Here is a 19,162-nt window from a genome sequence, read left to right on the forward strand (position 1 = left end):
CGGCAGCGCCGGAGCAAGCCTTACGCAGCTACAGTAAGGCGCCGGCGGAGGGTAAACCTTTCTGGTTTTGCCAGCGGATCTTCGGCGGTGGCAAAAATACAAAGAGTCGGCGTACCGGACACGCGATTTTATAAAACAACGTTTTAAATCAATCAAAAGAAGGGGTCAGTTTTTGCGAACTTACCCACAGATAAAGAAAGGACAGGCAGGATAAACCGCTTAGCGGTAGTTGACGATCAGCTGATTGCTCGCCACGTTCAGCGCCGGGATCAGCCTGCCGCCGCCCGGGACTTCCCAGACAAAGCGCAGCGGCTCGGCGGCGGGCGTGTTCTGCAGCGCCCGGGTGGTGCCGCTCTGCCCGTCAAGCTCGGTGCAGCGGGTCTGCGAACAGAGCCGCACCCGCAGCCCGGCGGGAGTGGGACCGTTGAGGGTATAGCGCCAGGCCACCGTCGTCACCAGGCCGCTGACCGGCTGCGGGGAGGCCAGCGGCGCAGAAGAGGCCGACTGGCCGCGGTAGTGGAGCGTTACGCCCACGGCGCTGGCCTGCCAGGCCCCCTCCCCGGCCGCCGCCGCCGACAGCGGCAGCAGCATTAATCCCGCCAGCAGGGCGCGCACTACTGGCCTCCGATGGTGGCGGTCAGGCGGATCTGGCGGTTGTCCGACAGCTCCAGGTTGGAGAGCACCACCAGCTGCGGCAGCGAGCGGCGCAGAAAGCGCGACAGCAGCGGGCGCAGGGCGTGGTTGACCAGCAGCACCGGCGGCGCGCCGAGCATCTCCTGGCGGGAGAGCGCCTCCTGCGTCTGGGCCAGCAGCCGGTCCGCCAGCCCCGGCTCCAGACCGCCGCCGTTCTGCAGAGCCTGCAGCAGCAGGCGCTCCAGCGGCGTATCGAGGCCAATCACCTGCATCTCGCCGCCGCCGGGGAACCACTGCTGGGTGATGGCCCGCCCCAGCGCCACCCGCACCACGTTGGTCAGTTCATAGGGATCGCTCTGCACCGGCGCGTGCTCGGCCAGCGTTTCGAGGATAGTGCGCATATCGCGGATCGGCACTTTCTCGTCGAGCAGATTCTGCAGCACCTTGTGCAGCGTGGTCAGCGTCACCACGCCGGGCACCAGGTCCTCGGTGAGCTTCGGCATCTCCTGAGTCACCCGCTCCAGCAGCTGCTGCGCCTCCTGGCGGCCGAACAGCTCGGCGGCGTGCATGCCGATCAGATGGTTGAGGTGGGTCGCTACCACGGTACTGGCTTCAACCACCGTGTAGCCCTGGATCTGCGCCTGCTCCTTGAGGCCGCTCTCGATCCAGATCGCCTCCAGCCCGAAGGCCGGATCGACGGTCTGTTCGCCCGGCAGCGTGCCTGCCGCCGTGCCGGGGTTGATCGCCAGCCAGCGGCCCGGATAGGCGTCGCCGCTGCCCATTTCAACGCCTTTAAGCAGAATGCGGTAGCGCGCCGGCGGCAGATCCATATTGTCGCGGATATGCACCACCGGCGGCAGGAAGCCCATCTCCTGGGCAAACTTCTTGCGGATGCTGCGGATGCGCCCGAGCAGCTCGCCGTCCTGCTGGGCGTCCACCATCGGGATCAGTCGGTAGCCCACTTCCATACCCAGGGTGTCCTCAAGCTGCACGTCGCGCCAGCTGGCCTCCTGCGCCTGCGGATTTTCCATCTGCGGCACCGGGGCCTGCGCCGCAGGCGCCTTCTGCTCGCGACCGCGCATCCACCAGGCCAGCCCCAGCAGGGCGGCGGTAAACAGCAGGAAAACGAAGTTGGGCATACCCGGCACCAGCCCCAGCAGGCCGAGCACGCAGGCGCTGAGCAGCATCACCCGCGGATTGCTGAACAGCTGGCCGACCATCTGCTCGCCGACATCCTGATCGGTTGCCACCCGGGTAACAATGACGCCCGCCGCCGTGGAGATCACCAGCGCCGGGATCTGCGCCACCAGCCCGTCGCCGATGGTCAGCAGGGTATAGGACTCCGCCGCCTTCGCCAGCGGCAGGCCGTGCTGCAGGACGCCGACCAGCAGGCCGCCGATGACGTTGATCACCATAATCAAAATCCCGGCGATGGCGTCGCCGCGCACAAACTTGCTGGCCCCGTCCATCGAACCGTAGAAATCGGCCTCCTGCGTCACCTCGGCGCGGCGGCGCTTGGCTTCGTCTTCGCCAATCAGCCCGGCGTTCAGATCGGCGTCAATCGCCATCTGCTTGCCCGGCATCCCGTCGAGCACGAAGCGCGCACCCACTTCGGCGATGCGCCCGGCGCCCTTGGTGATGACCATGAAGTTGATGATCACGAGGATAATAAACACCACGATGCCGATGGCGAAGTTGCCGCCCACCAGGAAGTGGCCGAAGGCTTCCACCACCTTGCCCGCCGCCGCGCCGCCGGTGTGGCCCTCCATCAGAATGATGCGGGTCGAGGCCACGTTGAGCGCCAGGCGCAGCAGCGTGGTGAACAGCAAAATGGTCGGAAAGGCGGCGAACTCCAGCGTGCGCTGGGTGAACATCGCTACCAGCAGCACCATGATCGACAGGGCGATATTGAAAGTGAACAGCAGGTCGAGGACGAAGGCCGGCAGCGGCAGCACCATCATCGACAGGATCAGCAGGATCAGCACCGGCCCGGCAAGCACCTGCCACTGGGTCGATTTAAAGTTTGCGGGCAGGCGCAGCATCGCCACCAGGTTAGCCATCGGGGTTGTTCTCGTCGTTCAAAAAATCCAGCGCCGCGGGCACCGGCAGATTATCGGGTCGCTTCGGCGGTTCACCGCCCGCCAGCCGCCAGCGTTTCAACTGCCAGACCCAGGCCAGCACCTCGGCCACCGCCGCGTACAGCGTGCCGGGGATCTGCTGGCCGATGTCGGCGTGGCGGTACAGCGCGCGGGCGAGCGGCGGCGCCTCCAGCAGAGGAATGCGGTTCTCCTCGCCCAGCTCGCGGATGCGCAGCGCCACCAGCCCCGCGCCTTTCGCCACCACCTTCGGGGCGCTCATTTTGTCTTCCACGTACTGCAGGGCCACCGCGTAGTGGGTCGGGTTGGTGACGATAACGTCCGCCTTCGGCACGTCGGCCATCATTCGCCGCCGGGCGGCCGCCCGCTGCATCTGGCGAATGCGCCCCTTCACGTGCGGGTCGCCTTCGCTCTGCTTAAACTCGTCGCGGATATCCTGGCGGGACATGCGCAGCTTTTTAAGATGGCTGAACAGCTGAAAGAAGACGTCGAAGGCCACCATCGGAATGACGCCCAGGGCCACCAGCAGCGCGCAGAGGCCGACCATATTGAGGGCGTTGCCCATCGCGGTCAGCGGCGACTCGGCGATAAGCCGCATCATCTCCGGCCAGTGCGACCAGACGAAGGCGCCCGCCACGCAGCCCACCAGCACCGACTTGAGGATCGCCTTCACCAGCTCCGCCGCCGTCTGGGCGGAGAACATCCGCTTGATGCCCGGCAGCGGATTGAGCTTGTCAAACTTGAAGGCCAGCGATTTGGTGCTGAACAGCAGCCCGCCGAGCATCATGGGTCCCAGCAGGGCGACAATCACCACGCCGACGATCAGCGGCGTCAGGGCCAGCATCGCCTGCTTGATCAGCAGAATAATCTGCCCGAGGATCAGGTTCGGGTCGCTGACGATGCTGTGATCGAAGCGCAGGCCCGACGCCAGCAGCGCCGCCAGCCTGCGGGCCAGGGATTCGCCGCCGAACCACAGCACGCAGACGCCCACCAGCAGAACCAGCAGCGAGGTCAGCTCGCGGGAGCGCGGGATCTGCCCCTCCTCGCGCGCTTTCTCCAGCCGCTGGGGCGTGGGGGCTTCTGTTTTGTCTTCGCTGTCGCTGCCTTCAGCCACCGGACTCGTCCTGCAGAGGGAATTCTGAGGCTATGATGCCAGCGGCGGGCGCGGCTAATGGCGGGAATAAGCGGGGATTTGGCGGGCTAATTTAGCTTTAGCATGTATCTACCTGAGTTTTTTCTGATACGCAAGGTTGCAGGTGTATTCTGCATATGCTGGTGGAATATTCCGTTCACTAACGACACGCTGCTTCTCTGTCGGGCTATCTGCGGTGAACGTGCCAGGGGTATTCTCCGCCATACCCTTGGCAATCCCGGCTCCCGGCCATGAAAATCGCCGCTTCGCGGAACCTCAGATTCCCGCCTCTGGCTGATCGGGTACGGCTCGACTCGACATCCCTGTCTCGTTTCGCCTCTGCCCGCATCCCTGCGGGCAGCCCCGGCCAGAGGCGGGAATCTGAGGCGATTTTCTGCCGGATATTAACACCCTCAGAACATTCAGGAATTTACGCCATATTTAATAAAGCAGGCTCCTGGCTCGCAGGGATGTTTACTGCGCCACCCAGCCGCCGTCCATGTTCCACGCGGCGCCGCGCACCTGGGCGGCGGCGTCGCTGCACAGAAAGCAGGCCAGCGCCCCAAGCTGCTCCGGCGTGACGAACTCCCCGGAGGGCTGCTTCTCGCCCAGCAGGCCGTCGCGGGCGGCCTCCGGGCTCTGCCCTTTGGCAATGCGGGCGTCGATCTGCTGCTGCACCAGCGGGGTCAGCACCCAGCCGGGGCACAGGGCGTTGCAGGTCACGCCGGTGCGGGCGAGCTCCAGCGCCGTGGTTTTGGTCAGCCCGACCACGCCGTGCTTGGCCGCCACGTAGGCGGACTTCTCCTTCGACGCCACCAGCCCGTGCACCGAGGCTATATTAATAATACGTCCCCAGCCGTTGGCCTTCATCGCCGGGATCGCCAACCGGCTGGTGTGAAACACCGCCGACAGGTTAATGGCGATAATCGCGTTCCACTTCTCCAGCGGAAATTCGTCCACCGGCGCGACGTGCTGGATCCCCGCGTTGTTGACCAGAATATCGACGTCGCCAAACTCCGCCTGCGCGTAGTCGAACATCGCCGCTATCTGCTGCGGATCGCTGAGATCGGCATTGTGGTAGCCGTACTTTACGCCCTGGCGGGCGATCTGCGCCTTCGCCGGGGCCGCATCGCCGAAGCCGTTAAGAATGATGTTAGCGCCCTGCTTCGCCAGCGACGTGGCGATCCCCAGCCCGATGCCGCTGGTAGAGCCGGTGACTAACGCCGTTTTACCCTTAAGCATGTCTCTTCTCCTTAAACAATTCCGGTCATATAGTAGACGGCGATGATGAACAGCACCGCCAGACTTTTAATCAGCGTGACGACAAAAATACCGCCGTAGGACTGGCGGTGGCTGAGGCCGGTTATCGCCAGCAGCGTGATCACCGCGCCGTTGTGCGGCAGCGTATCCATGCCGCCGCTGGCCATCGCCGCCACGCGGTGCAGGACGTCCAGCGGAATGTTTGCCGCGTGGGCGGCGGCGATAAAGGAATCGGACATGGCCGCCAGGGCGATACTCATCCCGCCGGAGGCCGAGCCGGTGATCCCGGCCAGCGCCGTGACGCTAATCGCTTCATTCAGCAGCGGATTGGGAATGGCCGCCAGCCCCTTCGACAGCACCAGAAAACCCGGCAGCGACGCAATCACCGCCCCGAAGCCGTATTCAGAGGCGGTATTCATCGCCGCGAGTATGGCGCCGCCGACGGCGGTGCGGCTCCCTTCCGCCAGCCGCCCGCGTATTGCGCGAAAGCCGCCGATCAGCACCACCGCGATGCCCAGCAGCAGCGCCGCCTCCACCGCCCAGATAGCGGTGATCTTCTTAATGTCAGTTTCAATCGGCGCCGCCAGACCCGGCAGCACCAGCTGGTGGGAGGCGCCGTACCACTCGGGGATCCAGCGGGTAAACAGCAGGTTGAACAGCCCCACGAGGATCAGCGGCGCGATCGCCAGCAGCGGATGCGGCAGACTGATATCGTCCGCCGTTTCCGGCTCATTTTTCAGGTCCGTACCGTAGCCTTCGCCCTTCGCCGCCGCCCTGCGGCGCTGGCGCTCCAGGTAGATCAGGCCAACGGCAATAATAAACAGCGAGCCGATCAGCCCCAGCCACGGCGCCGACCAGGCGTTGGTGCCGAAGAAGCTGGAGGGAATAATGTTCTGGATCTGCGGCGTGCCGGGCAGCGCGTCCATGGTAAACGAGAACGCCCCGAGGGCGATGGTGGCCGGGATCAGCCGCTTGGGGATATCGCTCTGGCGAAACAGCTCGGCGGCGAAGGGATAGACCGCGAACGCTACCACGAACAGCGAGACGCCGCCGTAGGTCAGCAGGGCGCAGACCAGCACGATAACCGGCACCGCGTGGCGGCGGCCCAGCAGGCGGATAGCGGCGGCGACGATCGAACGGGAGAAGCCCGACAGCTCGATCAGCTTGCCGAAGATAGCCCCCAGCAGAAACACCGGAAAGTAGAGCTTCACGAAGCCGACCATCTTCTCCATAAACAGGCCGGTAAAGGCGGGCGCGACGGCGCCTGGCTCCGTCAGAAGTACCGCGCCGAGAGCGGCAAGCGGGGCAAACAGGATCACGCTGTAGCCGCGCCAGGCGGCCAGCATCAGCAGGCCGAGGGCGGCCAGGGCGATAATTACGCTCATCATTCACTCCGGTTTTTTATTGTTATCGCTACGGCGTCTTGTTATGGGTACAGGGTCAGTTCAGGGCTTCAGCGCGTGGCGCAGCTGCCAGGCCCTGCGCCGGCGGATGCGCTCCCTGCGCGCTTCATCCCAGCGGTAAAATCCCTCCCCGCTGCGCTGGCCGGTATTGCCCTGCGCCACCTTCTCTTCGACCAGACGCATCATCTCGCCGCCCGTCGCCAGCGTCGGCAGCAGGTGGCGGCAGATGTCGGCCACCGTCTCCAGACCGGTCATATCGGCGGCCTCCAGCGGGCCGACCATCCCGTAGCGGCGGCCGAGCGAGGCGCGCATCACCTGGTCGACCACCTCCGGGCTGGCGATGCCGCTGTCAACGATGTGCAGCGCCTCGCGCAGAATGGCAAACTGCAGGCGGTTGCCGATAAAGCCCGGCGCGGCGCGGTTGAGGCGTACGGCCTCCAGCCCCATCGCGGTCAGCAGCTGCTGGACGCTTGCCATGTGCCGCTCGTCGGTGGCGCTGCCCGGTACGATCTCGACCAGCGGAATAAAGTGAGTGGGCGATCAGCAGCCGCTCGGGGTGCTGCATATGTTCGGCCAAGCTGTCCGGGGTCAGGCCGCTGGTGTTGCTGGCAATTACCGCGTCAGGCGGCAGGATGGCCTCCAGTTCGCCGTAGAGCGCGTGCTTGAGCGGCAGGCGCTCGGGGATCGCCTCAATCACCAGCCCGCAGGCGGCGATGTCCGCCAGGCGCTGCGTGCCGGCCAGCAGAGCCAGCGCCGCGTCCGTCTTTTCTGCCGGGAACTGGCCGGCCTCGGCCAGCTCGTCGAGGATCTCCCGGGCGGTGCCGGGGATCGCCGCCAGCCGCTGCGGGTCGGTGTCGACCAGCAGGACCGCTTTTCCGGCGCGGGCAAAGCACAGGGCGATACCCACGCCCATCAGGCCCGCGCCAATCACCGCGTAACGCTGCGCCATCATTCACCTCCCGGACGTTCAACCGCCAGCGCCACGCCCTGCCCGCCGCCGACGCACAGCGTCGCCAGCCCTTTCGCCGCGCCCCGGCGCTGCATTTCGTACAGCAGCGACACCAGGATGCGGCAGCCGGAGGCGCCGATTGGGTGGCCGAGGGCAATCGCGCCGCCGTTGACGTTGACGATCCCGGGGTTAAGCTCAAGGGCCTGGAGCACCACCAGCGCCTGGACGGCGAAGGCTTCGTTGCCTTCGACCAGCTCAAGGTCGCTAATGGTCCAGCCCGCTTTATTCAGGCAGGCCAGGGTCGCCGGCACCGGACCAAAGCCCATAATCTCCGGCTCAACGCCCGCCGTCGCGTAGCCGGCAATGGTGGCGAGCACCGGCAGATTGAGTTCGGCCGCCCGGGCTTCGCTCATCAACATCACCGCCGCGGCGCCGTCGTTCAGCGTCGAGGCGTTGCCCGCGGTCACGGTGCCGGTGCCGGGAATAAAGGCCGGGCGCAGGGCCGCCAGCGTTTCGGCGGTGGTATCGGTCCGGGGCTGTTCGTCGGTATCGACGGTGCGGGTTTTGCCGCGGCCTGCGGGCACGCTCAGGGGTGTGATTTCATCGCCAAAGCGCCCCGCCTCCAGCGCGGCGGCGGCCTTCTGCTGGGAGGCCAGCGCGAAGGCGTCCTGCTGCTCGCGGGAAATGTTAAAGCGGCTGGCAAGATTCTCGGCGGTAATGCCCATGTGGTAATCGTTGAACGCGTCCCACAGGCCGTCCTGGATCATGCTGTCCTGCAGCTGCTTGTGGCCCGCGCGCAGTCCGGCGCGGGCGCCGGGCATCAGATAGGGGGCATTGCTCATGCTCTCCTGGCCGCCGGCGATCACCACATCGGCATCGCCGAGCGCCACCGCGCGGGCGCCTTCGATAATCGCCTGCAGGCCGGAGCCGCAGACCAGGTTGAGGGTCACGGCGGGCGTGGTCACCGGCAGCCCCGCCTGAATGGCGCTCTGGCGGGCCGGATTCTGCCCGCAGCCTGCGGTCAGCACCTGGCCCATCAGCACGCTGCTGACCGCCGCCGGATCGATGCCGGTGCGCTCAAGCAGCGCCTTAATCACTGCCGCCCCCAGCGCGGTGGCGGGTAGCGGCGACAGCGCGCCCTGGAAGCTGCCGATAGCCGTACGGGTAGCGGCGACAATCGCGACCTTATTCATCTCTTCCTCCTGCTGAGAACTGCATTTCCGGGACATATTCCGGGACAATCAGCTTCCCGGCGGTTTTACTGACGATCTCTTCGACGCTGACGCCCGGCGCCCGCTCCCTGAGGACAAAAGCGCCGCCCTCAATTTCCAGCCAGGCCAGATCGGTCAGCACCCGGCGAATGCAGCCCGCGCCGGTCAGCGGCAGCGTGCAGCGGGTCAGCAGCTTCGACTCGCCGCCGCGCGCGGCGTGGGTCATCACCACGATGATGTTTTCCGCACCGGCCACCAGATCCATCGCACCGCCCATGCCCTTCACCATCTTGCCGGGGATCATCCACGAAGCGATATTGCCCTCGACGTCCACTTCAAAGGCGCCGAGCACCGTCAGATCAACGTGGCCGCCGCGGATCATGGCGAAAGACTGCGCCGAGTCGAAAATCGCCGCCCCTTTGCGGGCGGTCACGGTCTGCTTGCCGGCGTTGATCATATCGGCATCCAGCTCCGCTTCCGTGGGGAACGGCCCCATGCCCAGCAGGCCGTTTTCCGACTGCAGCATCACGTCCATCCCGTCCGGGACGTAGTTGGCGACCAGCGTCGGGATCCCGATACCGAGATTGACGTAGTAGCCGTCGCGCAGCTCCTGCGCCACGCGCTGCGCCATTTGTTCGCGAGTCAGCATCCTCTCTCTCCTTACGATGCGCGCAGCGTGCGCTGCTCAATGCGTTTTTCGAAACTGCCCTGAATCAGCCGGTTAACGTAGATCCCCGGCGTGTGGACCGCCGCCGGATCCAACTCGCCCGGCGGCACTATCTCTTCGACCTCAACCACGGTGATGCGCGCGGCCATCGCCATCAGCGGGTTAAAGTTCTGCGCGGTGTGGCGATAGATAACGTTGCCGTACCAGTCCGCCTTCCAGCCTTTGATTACCGCAAAGTCGCCGCGCAGGGCGTGCTCCAGAATGCAGGGGCGGCCGTTGAAGTCGCGCACCTCTTTACCTTCGGCGATGGGCGTGCCGTAGCCGGTGGCGGTATAGAAGGCGGGAATACCCGCGCCGCCGGCGCGCAGCTTCTCGGCCAGCGTTCCCTGCGGGGTCAGCTCCACCGCCAGCTCGCCGGAGAGCATCTGCTGTTCGAACAGGATGTTGTCGCCGACGTAGGAGGCCACCATCTTGCTAATCTGGCGGGTCTCCAGCAGCAGGCCGAGGCCGAAGTCCGCCGAACCGCAGTTGTTGGAAACTACCGTCAGGTCCCGCGCGCCGGTGCGGCGGATCTCGGCAATCAGGTTTTCGGGAACGCCGCACAGGCCAAAGCCGCCCGCCAGCACCGTCATGCCGTCCGTCAGCCCGGCCATCGCTTCGCGATAGCTGCCGACGCGTTTATCCAGTCCAGCCATTTCTGCTCTCCTTCTTGTGGTTAACGGCATCATCAGCGCCGGAAACTCATCTGTTAATTTTAAATTTGTGAGCAATTAATCAGCTTTTTAAATCAATAAATTGTTAAATCAATGTTTTCATAAAGTTATGAGAAACCAAAATGAGAATGAGCATCAAACAGTTACGCGCGTTTTTAGCGGTAGCTCACACTCTCAATTTCGCCCAGGCCAGCGAAAAGCTGAATATGTCGCAGCCGGCCCTGAGCCTGGCGATTAACAACCTGGAGGCGGCGCTGGGCGGGCAGCTGTTTACCCGCACCACCCGCCGGGTGGCGCTCACCGCCGAGGGCGACGCTTTCTTTCCGATGGCCCGCCAGCTGCTGGCGGACTGGGACAACAGCGAGGAGGCGATGCGCCAGCGCTTTACTCTGCAGACCGGGAAGGTATCGGTGGCGGCAATGCCGTCGTTTGCCGCTAACGCCCTGCCCCCGGTGCTGAAGGCGTTTCGCGACCGCTACAGCGGGATTAACGTCACCGTTCATGACGTGATTAACGAGCAGGTGATTGAGATGGTGAGCGAAGGTCGGGTAGAGATGGGCGTAGCGTTTGAGCCGCAGGCCTCCGCCAGCCTGCTGTTTACGCCGCTGGGCGTTGACCGCTTCGTGGCGGTGGTCCCGCGTGAAAGCCCGCTGGCGCAGAAGAGCCATCTGACCTGGCGCGAGCTGCTGGCCCACGATTTTATTACCCTCCAGCGCCCCTCCGCCGTGCGCCTGATGCTGGAAGAGCGCCTGCTGGCCCACGGCTATCCGCTAAAGGTGGCCTTTGAAAGCCATCAGTTGGTGACGGTCGGCCACATGGTGGCGAACGGACTGGGCGTCAGCGCCGTACCGGCGCTGTGTGAAAAGCAGATGACGGGGCTTGGCGCAGCGTGCCTGCCCCTGAGCCACCCGGTAATTGAGCGGCAGATTGGGGTGGTGCGCACAACGCACGGACAGCTTTCAACCGCCGCGAGCGCGCTGCTGAAGACGTTTCGCGAGCAGTTTAGCGTGACGTAACGTTTCTTGCGCAGAAGCCTCAGGCATTCGATTTGTTGCAGAGTATTTGCGAATCTCATCGTAAGAGGTGAATAAAGTCATTACATTTCGTGGTTGTAATTTGCACGATTTGGTAACGTCAGCCGGACATCAAAAGACCAGCAGACAAGGATAAGTATGAACTGGAACCAATTACTCAATAGCAGCAGGCGAAAGCCAAAAGAGGGCAAAGAGACCATTAGCGATACAGCTAAAGGGCGACACCAGATAGAGCGTGATTTCGATCGCATTCTTTTTGCAGCACCTACGCGCCGCCTCGCTGACAAGACCCAGGTTTTTCCCTTAGATAAAAATGACAGCGTGCGAACGCGGCTGACTCACTCGTATGAAGTGGCCAATCTGGCCAGAGGCATTGGCATGAGGCTGGCCTTTGAGCTTGAAGAGGATGTTTTTAAAGGCATCTCACCGGATATATGCATCCAGCGGGATGTTCCGGCACTTCTCGCCGCCATTGGCCTGGCCCACGACCTCGGTAATCCCCCTTTTGGACACCAGGGTGAAAAAGCCATGGGTGAATGGTTCACACAAAACCTACCGGCAACGGACAAAAATTACATCGATAAAATTTATAGCGATTTTCGCCATTTTGACGGTAATTCGCAGACGTTTCGCCTGGTCACTAAACTGCAAATTCTCAACGATGAATATGGATTGAATCTGACGTATGCAACGCTTGCCGCGATGATTAAGTATCCCCGCGCCTCATTCGCCGACGCCTCTACGTGGAAAAAGCACGGATTTTTCTTCTCAGAACAGAGCGTTGTTCACGACGTCTGGCAGAAGACCGGCCTTAAAGAAGGGTTACGTCACCCGTTCACCTACCTGATGGAAGCCTGCGATGACATCGCCTACTCGGTGCTCGATGCCGAAGATACAGTGAAAAAGGGTCTGGCTTCATTTCACGATCTCATGGATTTTTTGCAGTCCCATCCACTTTGCAGTAATGATGAGGTAGCGAAAAAAGTTATCGCCAGCAGCAAGAAAGACAATGCCAGTTACACCCAATACGATCTATCTCCTGCCGAGCTCAACGATATGAGTATGCAAAAATTTCGCGTCTATGCTATTGCGGAACTGGTTGATGCGGCAGTCATCGCCTTCAGGGATAATATTGACGCTCTCCTCCATGACAACAGTGTTTCTGCAGATCTTCTCTCACTCAGCAGCGGGCACGGCTTATGTAAAGCCCTCAAGCAGTTTGACAGCTCAAGGGGATATCAGCACCGCGATGTTCTGAAGCTGGAATTAGAAGGCTCTAATTACATTAAAAACCTGATGGACATGCTGTGGCTGGGCATCAAGGGACGGGCTACCGACAACAACAGTTGGAATACACCTTTTGGACGCTACGTATACGGGCGTATCTCGGAGAACTACCGGCGAATTTTCGAACAACAAGATGACCTCCCCGGATACTACAAAGAGGCACAGTTGCTGGCCGATGCAATATCGGGCATGACGGACACTTATCTGATAGCATTACATAATGAACTCGCAGCTCTTCACGAATACGAATGTCGTCAGAGATAGGCAACTCCTTGAGCGTCGGATAAAGTATTTCATTGAGTCCGAACGTGGCGGCAGAGCCCAGGCGACAGCCCTTATTAAAGGGCTGTCTGCGCAGTCACATTTGTATATTTTTGGCGGACTCATCCGGGATATTGGTCTCTATACCGCTCATCGCTTTCGCTCTGATATTGATCTGGTGTTCGCAGGTAGCAGAAATGAGCTTGAGAAGGCGCTGGCACAGTATGGATTCAGGCTAATCAGTGAAAACAAGTTTGGCGGCTTTCGGATCGGCGATGCAGGCATTGAGATAGACGTCTGGAGCCTCGAAGAAACATGGGCATTCAGGCATGGCCTCATCGCGCAGAAAAGTGTAGAAGGCCTTCTGCAGACAACGCTGATGAGCTGGGATTCTGTTCTGTATGATATCCGTAACCATAAGATCATCGCTGAAGACTCATGGCTGGAGGACCTCCATGCCCGCCGCCTGGATTTAGTCCTCGAACAAACGCCCAATATCCACAGTGCGCTCGTGAAGATACTGAGGACGGTTTACGGGAAAAGGGTGTTGCAGATAGGTTCTCGCTTATCAACATTCCTCGCAAGCGCGCTTGGAGATATTTCGGATAGCTCGCTGATAGACTACGAAACTCAGCGCTTTGACACGCACTATCTTAACCGAGCGCGTTTATCCTGTCTGCGTCAGGCGCTGGATGACTTTTCCGGCGAAACCGAAATTCAAGTCACCTGCGCGCTAACGCACGGCCAATAGCCCCACTGAAGTCAGCGTGATACCGGTCTACCTGACAGACGGGTATCACGCAGTTAATGGGGATCAAAACCCCAGACTGTCCAGCAGATCGTCCACCTGGTCCTGGCTTGCCACCACGCCCGCCTTGCTGGCGTCCACCTGCGGGCCGTTGAGCAGGCTGCTGGCCTCCTTCGGCTGGCGCGGCGCGACCTCCGGCATGTTCTCCAGCAGCACCATCAGCAGCTCGCGCTCTATCTCCTGGATAACGTCCATCATGCGCTTAATCACCTGGCCGGTGAGGTCCTGGAAGTCCTGGGCCATCATGATCTCCAGCAGCTGGGCGCTGGTGGCGCCGGTGTGCGCCGGCACGTCGGCCAGATAGCGGCGGGTGTCGGTCACCAGTTCCCGGGCGTCCGCCAGTTCAATCGGATTTTCAAACCAGGCGTCCCAGCGCCCGGAGAGTGATTTCGCGTCCTTCTCCAGCGTCGCCTGGTGCGGCTGGGAGAGCTCAACGCTGTTGAGCGCGCGCTCTGCCGCCTGGGCGGTCATCTGCACGACGTAGTCGAGGCGGTCGCGGGCATCCGGAATGGCCTCGGCCGCTTCGGCAATGGCCTGATCGAGGCCCAGCTCGCGCAGGCTGTCGCGCAGCATGCGGGTCAGGCTGCCGATACGGGCGATAATCTCTGCGGCGGAGTGTTCATCATTGGGCTTTATTGCGGGCTGTATCATCGTCATCCCCTTACATGCCGAGTTTTTCGAAGATTTTATTCAGCTTCTCTTCCAGGGTCGCTGCGGTAAACGGCTTCACCACGTAACCGCTGGCGCCGGCCTGGGCCGCGGCGATGATGTTCTCTTTTTTCGCTTCCGCCGTCACCATCAGCACCGGCAGCGCGGCCATGCCGGCGTCGGCGCGGACGGTTTTCAGCAGTTCCAGACCATCCATGTTCGGCATGTTCCAGTCGGAGATCACGAAGTCAAACTCGCCCGTCTGCAACTTGCTGAGGGCATCAACGCCGTCTTCCGCCTCTTCTACGTTATTAAACCCAAGTTCCTTTAACAGGTTACGCACGATGCGACGCATGGTGGAAAAGTCATCCACAACCAGAAACTTAAGCGCTTTATCCGCCATTTACTTCACTCCTCTTAGATACGTATTGCCTGTCCGGCGCTGATTTTGGCCAGCATCTGCTGGCTGATGTTGCTGAGATCGACGACTTCGCTGACGCCGCCGCCGTTGATGGCTTCGCGCGGCATGCCAAACACCACGCAGCTGGCCTCACTCTGGGCCAGGGTCCAGGCCCCGGCCTGGTGCATGGCGTACATACCCTGCGCGCCGTCGTTGCCCATGCCGGTGAGGATCACGCCGACCGCGTTGCGCCCGGCGTGCAGCGCTACTGAGTTAAAAAGCTCGTCCACCGACGGGCGGTGGCGGTTTACCGGCGGCCCGTCGTGAAGCTGAATCTGGTAGTTCGCGCCGCTGCGGGCAAGCGTCATGTGCCTGTCGCCGGGCGCGATGTAGGCATGGCCGGGGAGCACCCGCTCGCCGTGTTCGGCCTCCTTCACCGTTATCTGACACAGCTTGTTGAGCCGTTCGGCAAAGGATCGGGTGAAGCCCGGCGGCATATGCTGGGTGATCAGGATCGCCGGACTGGTCAGCGGCAGCGGCTCCAGCACATGGCGGATGGCCTCGGTGCCGCCGGTCGACGCGCCGATGGCGATAAGCTTCTCCGAACTGAGCAGCGGTCCGCTTTTCAGGGCAACCGGCGCCGCGGCGGGCCGGTGCGCGCCGACGCGCGCCCGGGAAGCGGCCCGCACCTTATCGGCAATGGCGTCGCTCCAGGCCAGCATGCCCTCGCGAATGCCCAGCTGGGGCTTAGTGACAAAGTCCACCGCCCCAAGCTCAAGCGCCCGCAGGGTGACTTCCGATCCTTTTCCGGTCAGCGAGGAAACCATCACCACCGGCATCGGGCGCAGGCGCATCAGCTTCTCGAGAAAGTCGAGCCCGTCCATGCGCGGCATCTCCACGTCGAGGGTCAGCACGTCGGGATCGAATTTTTTGATGAGATCGCGGGCGACCAGCGGATCCTGCGCGGTGGCCACCATCTCCATATCGTCGTGGTCGTTGACTATCTCAGTCATTATCTGGCGCATCAGCGCCGAGTCGTCCACGGACAGCACTCTGATTTTTTTCATCCTCTATCCTTCTTCAGCACGTAGACCGTCTGGCCCTGTAAAGAGAATTCGGGCACGAGGTGGCTGAAATTTTCTGAGTGTCCGGCAAACAGCAGGCCGCCGGGCTTCAGCAGCGGCACGAAGCGCCGCAGAATGGCCTGCTGGGTCGGCCTGTCGAAGTAAATCATCACGTTGCGGCAAAAAATCGCGTCAAACGGTCCCGGCAGCGCGTACTCCCTGTCCAGCAGATTCAGCACGCTGAAGTCCACGTAGTTCGCCAGCGTCTGGCGCACCCGCACTAGGCCGCTGTGGGGACCGGTTCCGCGCATAAAGTAGCTCGCCAGCTGCTGCTGTGAGAGCGTCTTAAGCTCGCTCTGCCGGTAAATGCCGCTGCGGGCCTTCTCCAGCACGTCGGTATCAATATCGCTGGCGAAAACCCGCCAGCGGCCGGGCGCGGTGCCGAGCGCATCGGCAAGCGCGATGGCGATAGAGTACGGCTCCTCGCCGGTGGAGGCCGCCGCGCTCCAGACCCGGTACTCCCCCCGGCTGCGGCGGGCGTGGTCGACCAGGGTCGGAAAGTGGTGCGCCTCGCGGAAAAAAGCCGTCAGATTGGTGGTGAGCGCGTTGATAAACGCCTGCCACTCCGCGCTGTGCGGCTGCGCCTCCAGCCCGGCCAGATAGCGGCCAAAATCATCCATGCCGAGCTGGCGCAGGCGGCGCACCAGCCGGTTGTAAACCATGTCCCGCTTGTGATCCGCCAGCACAATGCCCGCGCGCTGGTAGATAAGCTGGCAGATGCGCCGGAACTGGTCGTCGGTGAGCGCCAGGCGCTGCGTCATCTGCGCAAGGAGAGAGCTGTGCCCGTCGGGCAGCGTTGAGGTCATAGCGCCTTCTTGAACGTCACTGTTATGAAATCGCGACGGCGAGTTCCGCCGCCGTCGCGTCGTCCTGCTGCGGTCTGTCGTCAAGTTCAAAGCGGGAAACCCGGGCGCGCAGCGCTTCCGCCTGCCCCGCCAGTTGCTCTGCCGCGGCGGCCGCTTCGCTGACCAGAGAAGCGTTCTGCTGAGTCACCCGATCCATCTCGCTGACGGCCTGCGCCACCTGTCCGATGCCGCGCCGCTGCTCGTCGGAAGCCGAGGCTATCTCCCCCATGATGTCGTTGACCTGGCTTACCGCCTGCACGATTTCGCTCATGGTGCTGGCGGTGGTGTCCACCAGAGCCGACCCCTGCTGCACCCGGGAGACCGAGGCTTCGATAAGCACTTTGATCTCTTTCGCCGCCTCTGCGCTGCGGCTGGCCAGGTTACGCACCTCGCCGGCCACCACCGCAAAGCCGCGCCCCTGTTCGCCGGCGCGTGCGGCCTCTACCGCGGCGTTCAGCGCCAGAATGTTAGTCTGGAAAGCGATGCCGTCGATAACGCTGATGATGTCGCTGATTTTTTGCGAGCTGGCGGCAATATCGTGCATCGTGGCCGCCACTTCATAAGCCTGCTCGCCGCCGCGCCGGGCGGTTGCCGCCGCGCTGCCCGCCAGCCCCGAGGCCTGGCGCGCATTATCGGCATTCAGGCTCACGGTGGCGGTCAGCTGCTCCATGCTGGCGGCCGTTTCGGCCAGCGACGCCGCCTGCTGCTCGGTGCGGGCGGAGAGGTCGTTATTGCCTGCGGAAATTTCCGCGATGCCGATATGCATGGCCTGGCTGCTGGCGCGCACTTCGCTCACCGTCTCGCGAAGAGCCGACTGCATCGTCCTCAGACCCGCAAAGATCGCCGATATTTCATTGTTGCCGTACACCGCGATGGGGCGGGCCAGATTGCCCGCCGCGATCGCGGCAAAGTGGTCATTGACGATGGCCAGCGGCTGCACAATCATCCGCCGGCTCCAGAGCAGGCCGCCGGCGGTCATCACTGCCGCGATGGCCAGCGTGGCGAAAAAGATTGCCGCCGAGCGCCGGTAGCTCTGCTGGTTACTGAGGCGCGCGGCGTCAACCGCGCCGCCGGTCACCTTTTGCCAGCGCTGCCAGACCGCGTCGAACTGCGCCTGGGCCTGCTCCACCGGCGAGGTCATAAAGTCTGACAGCTGGTTGTTTTCAAGCCAGGTCACCTGATGATCCAGCGCGGCGCGCCACTCCCCGTAGGTAGCGCGACTGCGGTTTTTCAGGCCCTTCGCCTCATCGCCCGCTGCCGCCATCGCCGTAAATTTGCCGAATGCCCCGTCCGCCTGGCCGAGACTGCGGCGGGCGTTGACCATCAGCGCTTTGATATCTCCGGGCGGATAGCCGAGCGCGGTCAGCGTCCCGGCTTTGTTTAGCGAGGCGCTGGCCTGCAGCAGCAGCGTGCGGGCCTCGGTCAGGTTGCTGAGCTGGCGGTTGCTCTGCTCCAGGCCCGCGAGATTCTGCTGCCCGTCGCGAAAAGCCCAGAACGACAGGCCGTTACTGCCCGCCAGCAGACCGCCGCAGAGCACCAGAAGCAGAATGAGCGTGGTCGAAATGCGTATCCGGTTAAACATGGAGCACCCTGTAGAGAAAGTGATGTCGCTGTTATCGGCAGTACGGATCAGAACTTTAGGGCCGGACTTTGCTTAGCGCGCCGCAGAAGGCGGCCGCCGCGCTGGCATCCCGGAAACGCTGGTCGTATCAACAAAACACGACAAAACCGTGTACGTGGTACACGCAAGCAGGGCGCTAAAACCATGGGTCTTGCGATAACGTTTATCGAAACGCCGACGTTTTCCAGACAGAGAACACAATTCACCGCGGATGATGAGTTAAGAGTACTGCAAGAGACGCTTATCGCCTTCCCTGCCCGGGGCGGGCTGATTGAACAGACCGGCAAATCAGATGGCGACGGGAAATCAGGGGAAAAGCGGCAGCGCGAGAGTCATCGACTTCATTGCCACCGCAGAGATAATCCGGCTGCTGATGGCCTATCCCAAAAGCCGTAAAGAGACCCTGACCGCTGCCGACAAGGCCGCGCTCGGGACATTCACCGCGCCCCTTAAGGCTGAGGTATACCATGGACTTTTTTAACGCGCTGGCGGCGCACTAAGTCGCGCCGGCGTCGGCTGGTGGTCCATCTCCCCGCCCGGAGGCGGGGCATTTTGTCAGGCGGCGCTGTTCGCCGCGCCGTCAATCAGCGCCATCTCTTCGCTGTTGAGCAGCTTTTCAATGTTGACCAGAATCAGCATCCGCTCGTCGAGGGCCCCCAGGCCGGTCAGGTACTCGGTCGACAGGGTGACCGCGAACTCCGGCGCCGGGCGGATCTGCTCGGCGGTCAGGGAGAGGACGTCGGAAACGCCGTCAACCACGATGCCCACCACGCGCTGGCTGAGGTTGAGAACAATCACCACGGTATTGTCGTTATACTCCACCTCCTGCTGGCTGAATTTAACCCGCAGATCGACAATCGGCACGATTACGCCGCGCAAATTGGTTACCCCTTTGATAAACGCCGGCGTGTTGGCTATGCGGGTCACCTGGTCATAGCCGCGGATCTCCTGCACCTTTAGAATATCAATACCGTACTCTTCGTTCCCGAGGGTGAATACCAGGAACTCCTGGCCGGAAGGCTCTCCGGCGAGAGTGGCTACATTGGTCATACCGGTCATCTTTAACCCTT

At 62.4% G+C, this 19,162-nt stretch carries 16 protein-coding genes and 3 pseudogenes; 4 read left to right on the forward strand and 15 right to left on the reverse strand.

Features of this window, described 5'->3' with window-relative positions; all coding sequences use genetic code 11:
* Positions 1-219 precede the first annotated feature (219 nt).
* From flhE to ENGE1_RS06200, 9 genes and pseudogenes are all read right to left on the reverse strand, one after another.
* Positions 220-615 carry a flagellar protein FlhE gene (flhE, locus tag ENGE1_RS06160; RefSeq protein ID WP_048252893.1) on the reverse strand — a complete coding sequence of 132 codons (396 nt, stop codon included), beginning with the start codon at positions 613-615 and terminating at the stop codon, positions 220-222.
* Positions 615-2,693 (reverse strand): flagellar biosynthesis protein FlhA, encoded by a 2,079-nt coding sequence (flhA, locus tag ENGE1_RS06165; protein WP_048252892.1) that lies wholly within the window; start codon positions 2,691-2,693, stop codon positions 615-617. The genes flhE and flhA overlap by 1 nt, the downstream gene beginning before the upstream one ends.
* Positions 2,686-3,843 (reverse strand): flagellar biosynthesis protein FlhB, encoded by a 1,158-nt coding sequence (gene flhB, locus ENGE1_RS06170; RefSeq protein WP_043083306.1) that lies wholly within the window; start codon positions 3,841-3,843, stop codon positions 2,686-2,688. Before flhB ends, flhA begins: the two co-directional genes overlap by 8 nt.
* A 492-nt stretch (positions 3,844-4,335) precedes the next feature.
* Complete coding sequence (locus ENGE1_RS06175) at positions 4,336-5,103, reverse strand: 3-hydroxybutyrate dehydrogenase (protein WP_048252891.1); 768 nt, start codon at positions 5,101-5,103, stop codon at positions 4,336-4,338.
* An 11-nt stretch (positions 5,104-5,114) separates the two neighbouring features.
* Positions 5,115-6,509, reverse strand: coding sequence for a GntP family permease (locus ENGE1_RS06180; RefSeq protein WP_197737244.1), 1,395 nt, complete (start codon positions 6,507-6,509; stop codon positions 5,115-5,117).
* Positions 6,510-6,566: 57 nt separating this feature from the next.
* A pseudogene (locus ENGE1_RS06185) lies at positions 6,567-7,476 on the reverse strand (3-hydroxyacyl-CoA dehydrogenase family protein).
* Entirely contained in the window at positions 7,473-8,666 is a 1,194-nt protein-coding gene (locus ENGE1_RS06190) for an acetyl-CoA C-acetyltransferase (RefSeq protein WP_045289203.1), read from the reverse strand. The pseudogene ENGE1_RS06185 and the gene ENGE1_RS06190 overlap by 4 nt, the downstream one beginning before the upstream one ends.
* Positions 8,659-9,333, reverse strand: a complete 675-nt coding sequence (locus ENGE1_RS06195) for a CoA transferase subunit B (protein WP_045289204.1) — start codon at positions 9,331-9,333, stop codon at positions 8,659-8,661. Before ENGE1_RS06195 ends, ENGE1_RS06190 begins: the two co-directional genes overlap by 8 nt.
* An 11-nt stretch (positions 9,334-9,344) precedes the next feature.
* Positions 9,345-10,046, reverse strand: a complete 702-nt coding sequence (locus ENGE1_RS06200) for a CoA transferase subunit A (RefSeq protein ID WP_048277940.1) — start codon at positions 10,044-10,046, stop codon at positions 9,345-9,347.
* A gap of 140 nt (positions 10,047-10,186) precedes the next feature.
* Here ENGE1_RS06200 and ENGE1_RS06205 point away from each other — a divergent pair, with 140 nt between their 5' ends.
* From ENGE1_RS06205 to ENGE1_RS06215, 3 genes are all read left to right on the forward strand, one after another.
* The gene (locus ENGE1_RS06205) at positions 10,187-11,080 is read left to right on the forward strand and encodes a LysR family transcriptional regulator (protein ID WP_048252889.1); all 894 of its coding nucleotides are present in this window, start codon (positions 10,187-10,189) and stop codon (positions 11,078-11,080) included.
* A gap of 156 nt (positions 11,081-11,236) precedes the next feature.
* Positions 11,237-12,649, forward strand: coding sequence for a deoxyguanosinetriphosphate triphosphohydrolase family protein (locus ENGE1_RS06210; RefSeq protein WP_043083291.1), 1,413 nt, complete (start codon positions 11,237-11,239; stop codon positions 12,647-12,649).
* The gene (locus ENGE1_RS06215; protein WP_048252888.1) at positions 12,606-13,397 is read left to right on the forward strand and encodes a hypothetical protein; all 792 of its coding nucleotides are present in this window, start codon (positions 12,606-12,608) and stop codon (positions 13,395-13,397) included. The genes ENGE1_RS06210 and ENGE1_RS06215 overlap by 44 nt, the downstream gene beginning before the upstream one ends.
* 63 nt (positions 13,398-13,460) lie before the next feature.
* Here the strand turns inward: ENGE1_RS06215 and cheZ are convergent, their stop codons facing one another.
* The 5 genes and pseudogenes from cheZ to ENGE1_RS06240 form a co-directional block, all read right to left on the reverse strand.
* A complete protein-coding gene (gene cheZ / locus ENGE1_RS06220) occupies positions 13,461-14,105 on the reverse strand; it encodes a protein phosphatase CheZ (protein ID WP_043083290.1) in 645 nt (214 codons plus the stop codon).
* Between the two features lie 10 nt (positions 14,106-14,115).
* Positions 14,116-14,505: a chemotaxis response regulator CheY gene (cheY, locus tag ENGE1_RS06225; RefSeq protein WP_043083289.1), complete on the reverse strand. Its 390-nt coding sequence runs from the start codon at positions 14,503-14,505 to the stop codon at positions 14,116-14,118.
* 14 nt (positions 14,506-14,519) lie between these two features.
* Positions 14,520-15,569, reverse strand: coding sequence for a protein-glutamate methylesterase/protein-glutamine glutaminase (locus ENGE1_RS06230; RefSeq protein ID WP_043083288.1), 1,050 nt, complete (start codon positions 15,567-15,569; stop codon positions 14,520-14,522).
* Complete coding sequence (gene cheR, locus ENGE1_RS06235) at positions 15,566-16,432, reverse strand: protein-glutamate O-methyltransferase CheR (RefSeq protein WP_043083287.1); 867 nt, start codon at positions 16,430-16,432, stop codon at positions 15,566-15,568. The genes ENGE1_RS06230 and cheR overlap by 4 nt, the downstream gene beginning before the upstream one ends.
* A gap of 108 nt (positions 16,433-16,540) precedes the next feature.
* Positions 16,541-18,053 (reverse strand): annotated as a pseudogene (locus tag ENGE1_RS06240) (methyl-accepting chemotaxis protein); the annotation flags it as partial.
* Between the two features lie 183 nt (positions 18,054-18,236).
* On the opposite strand from ENGE1_RS06240, the pseudogene ENGE1_RS06245 reads away from it, so the two are divergent.
* Positions 18,237-18,573: pseudogene (locus ENGE1_RS06245) on the forward strand (type II toxin-antitoxin system RelE/ParE family toxin).
* Positions 18,574-18,647: 74 nt separating this feature from the next.
* Here the strand turns inward: ENGE1_RS06245 and cheW are convergent.
* Complete coding sequence (gene cheW / locus ENGE1_RS06250) at positions 18,648-19,151, reverse strand: chemotaxis protein CheW (protein ID WP_043083285.1); 504 nt, start codon at positions 19,149-19,151, stop codon at positions 18,648-18,650.
* Positions 19,152-19,162 lie beyond the last annotated feature (11 nt).

This window comes from Pluralibacter gergoviae ATCC 33028 = NBRC 105706 (assembly GCF_001598855.1).
GTDB classification, from domain to species: Bacteria; Pseudomonadota; Gammaproteobacteria; order Enterobacterales; family Enterobacteriaceae; genus Pluralibacter; species Pluralibacter gergoviae.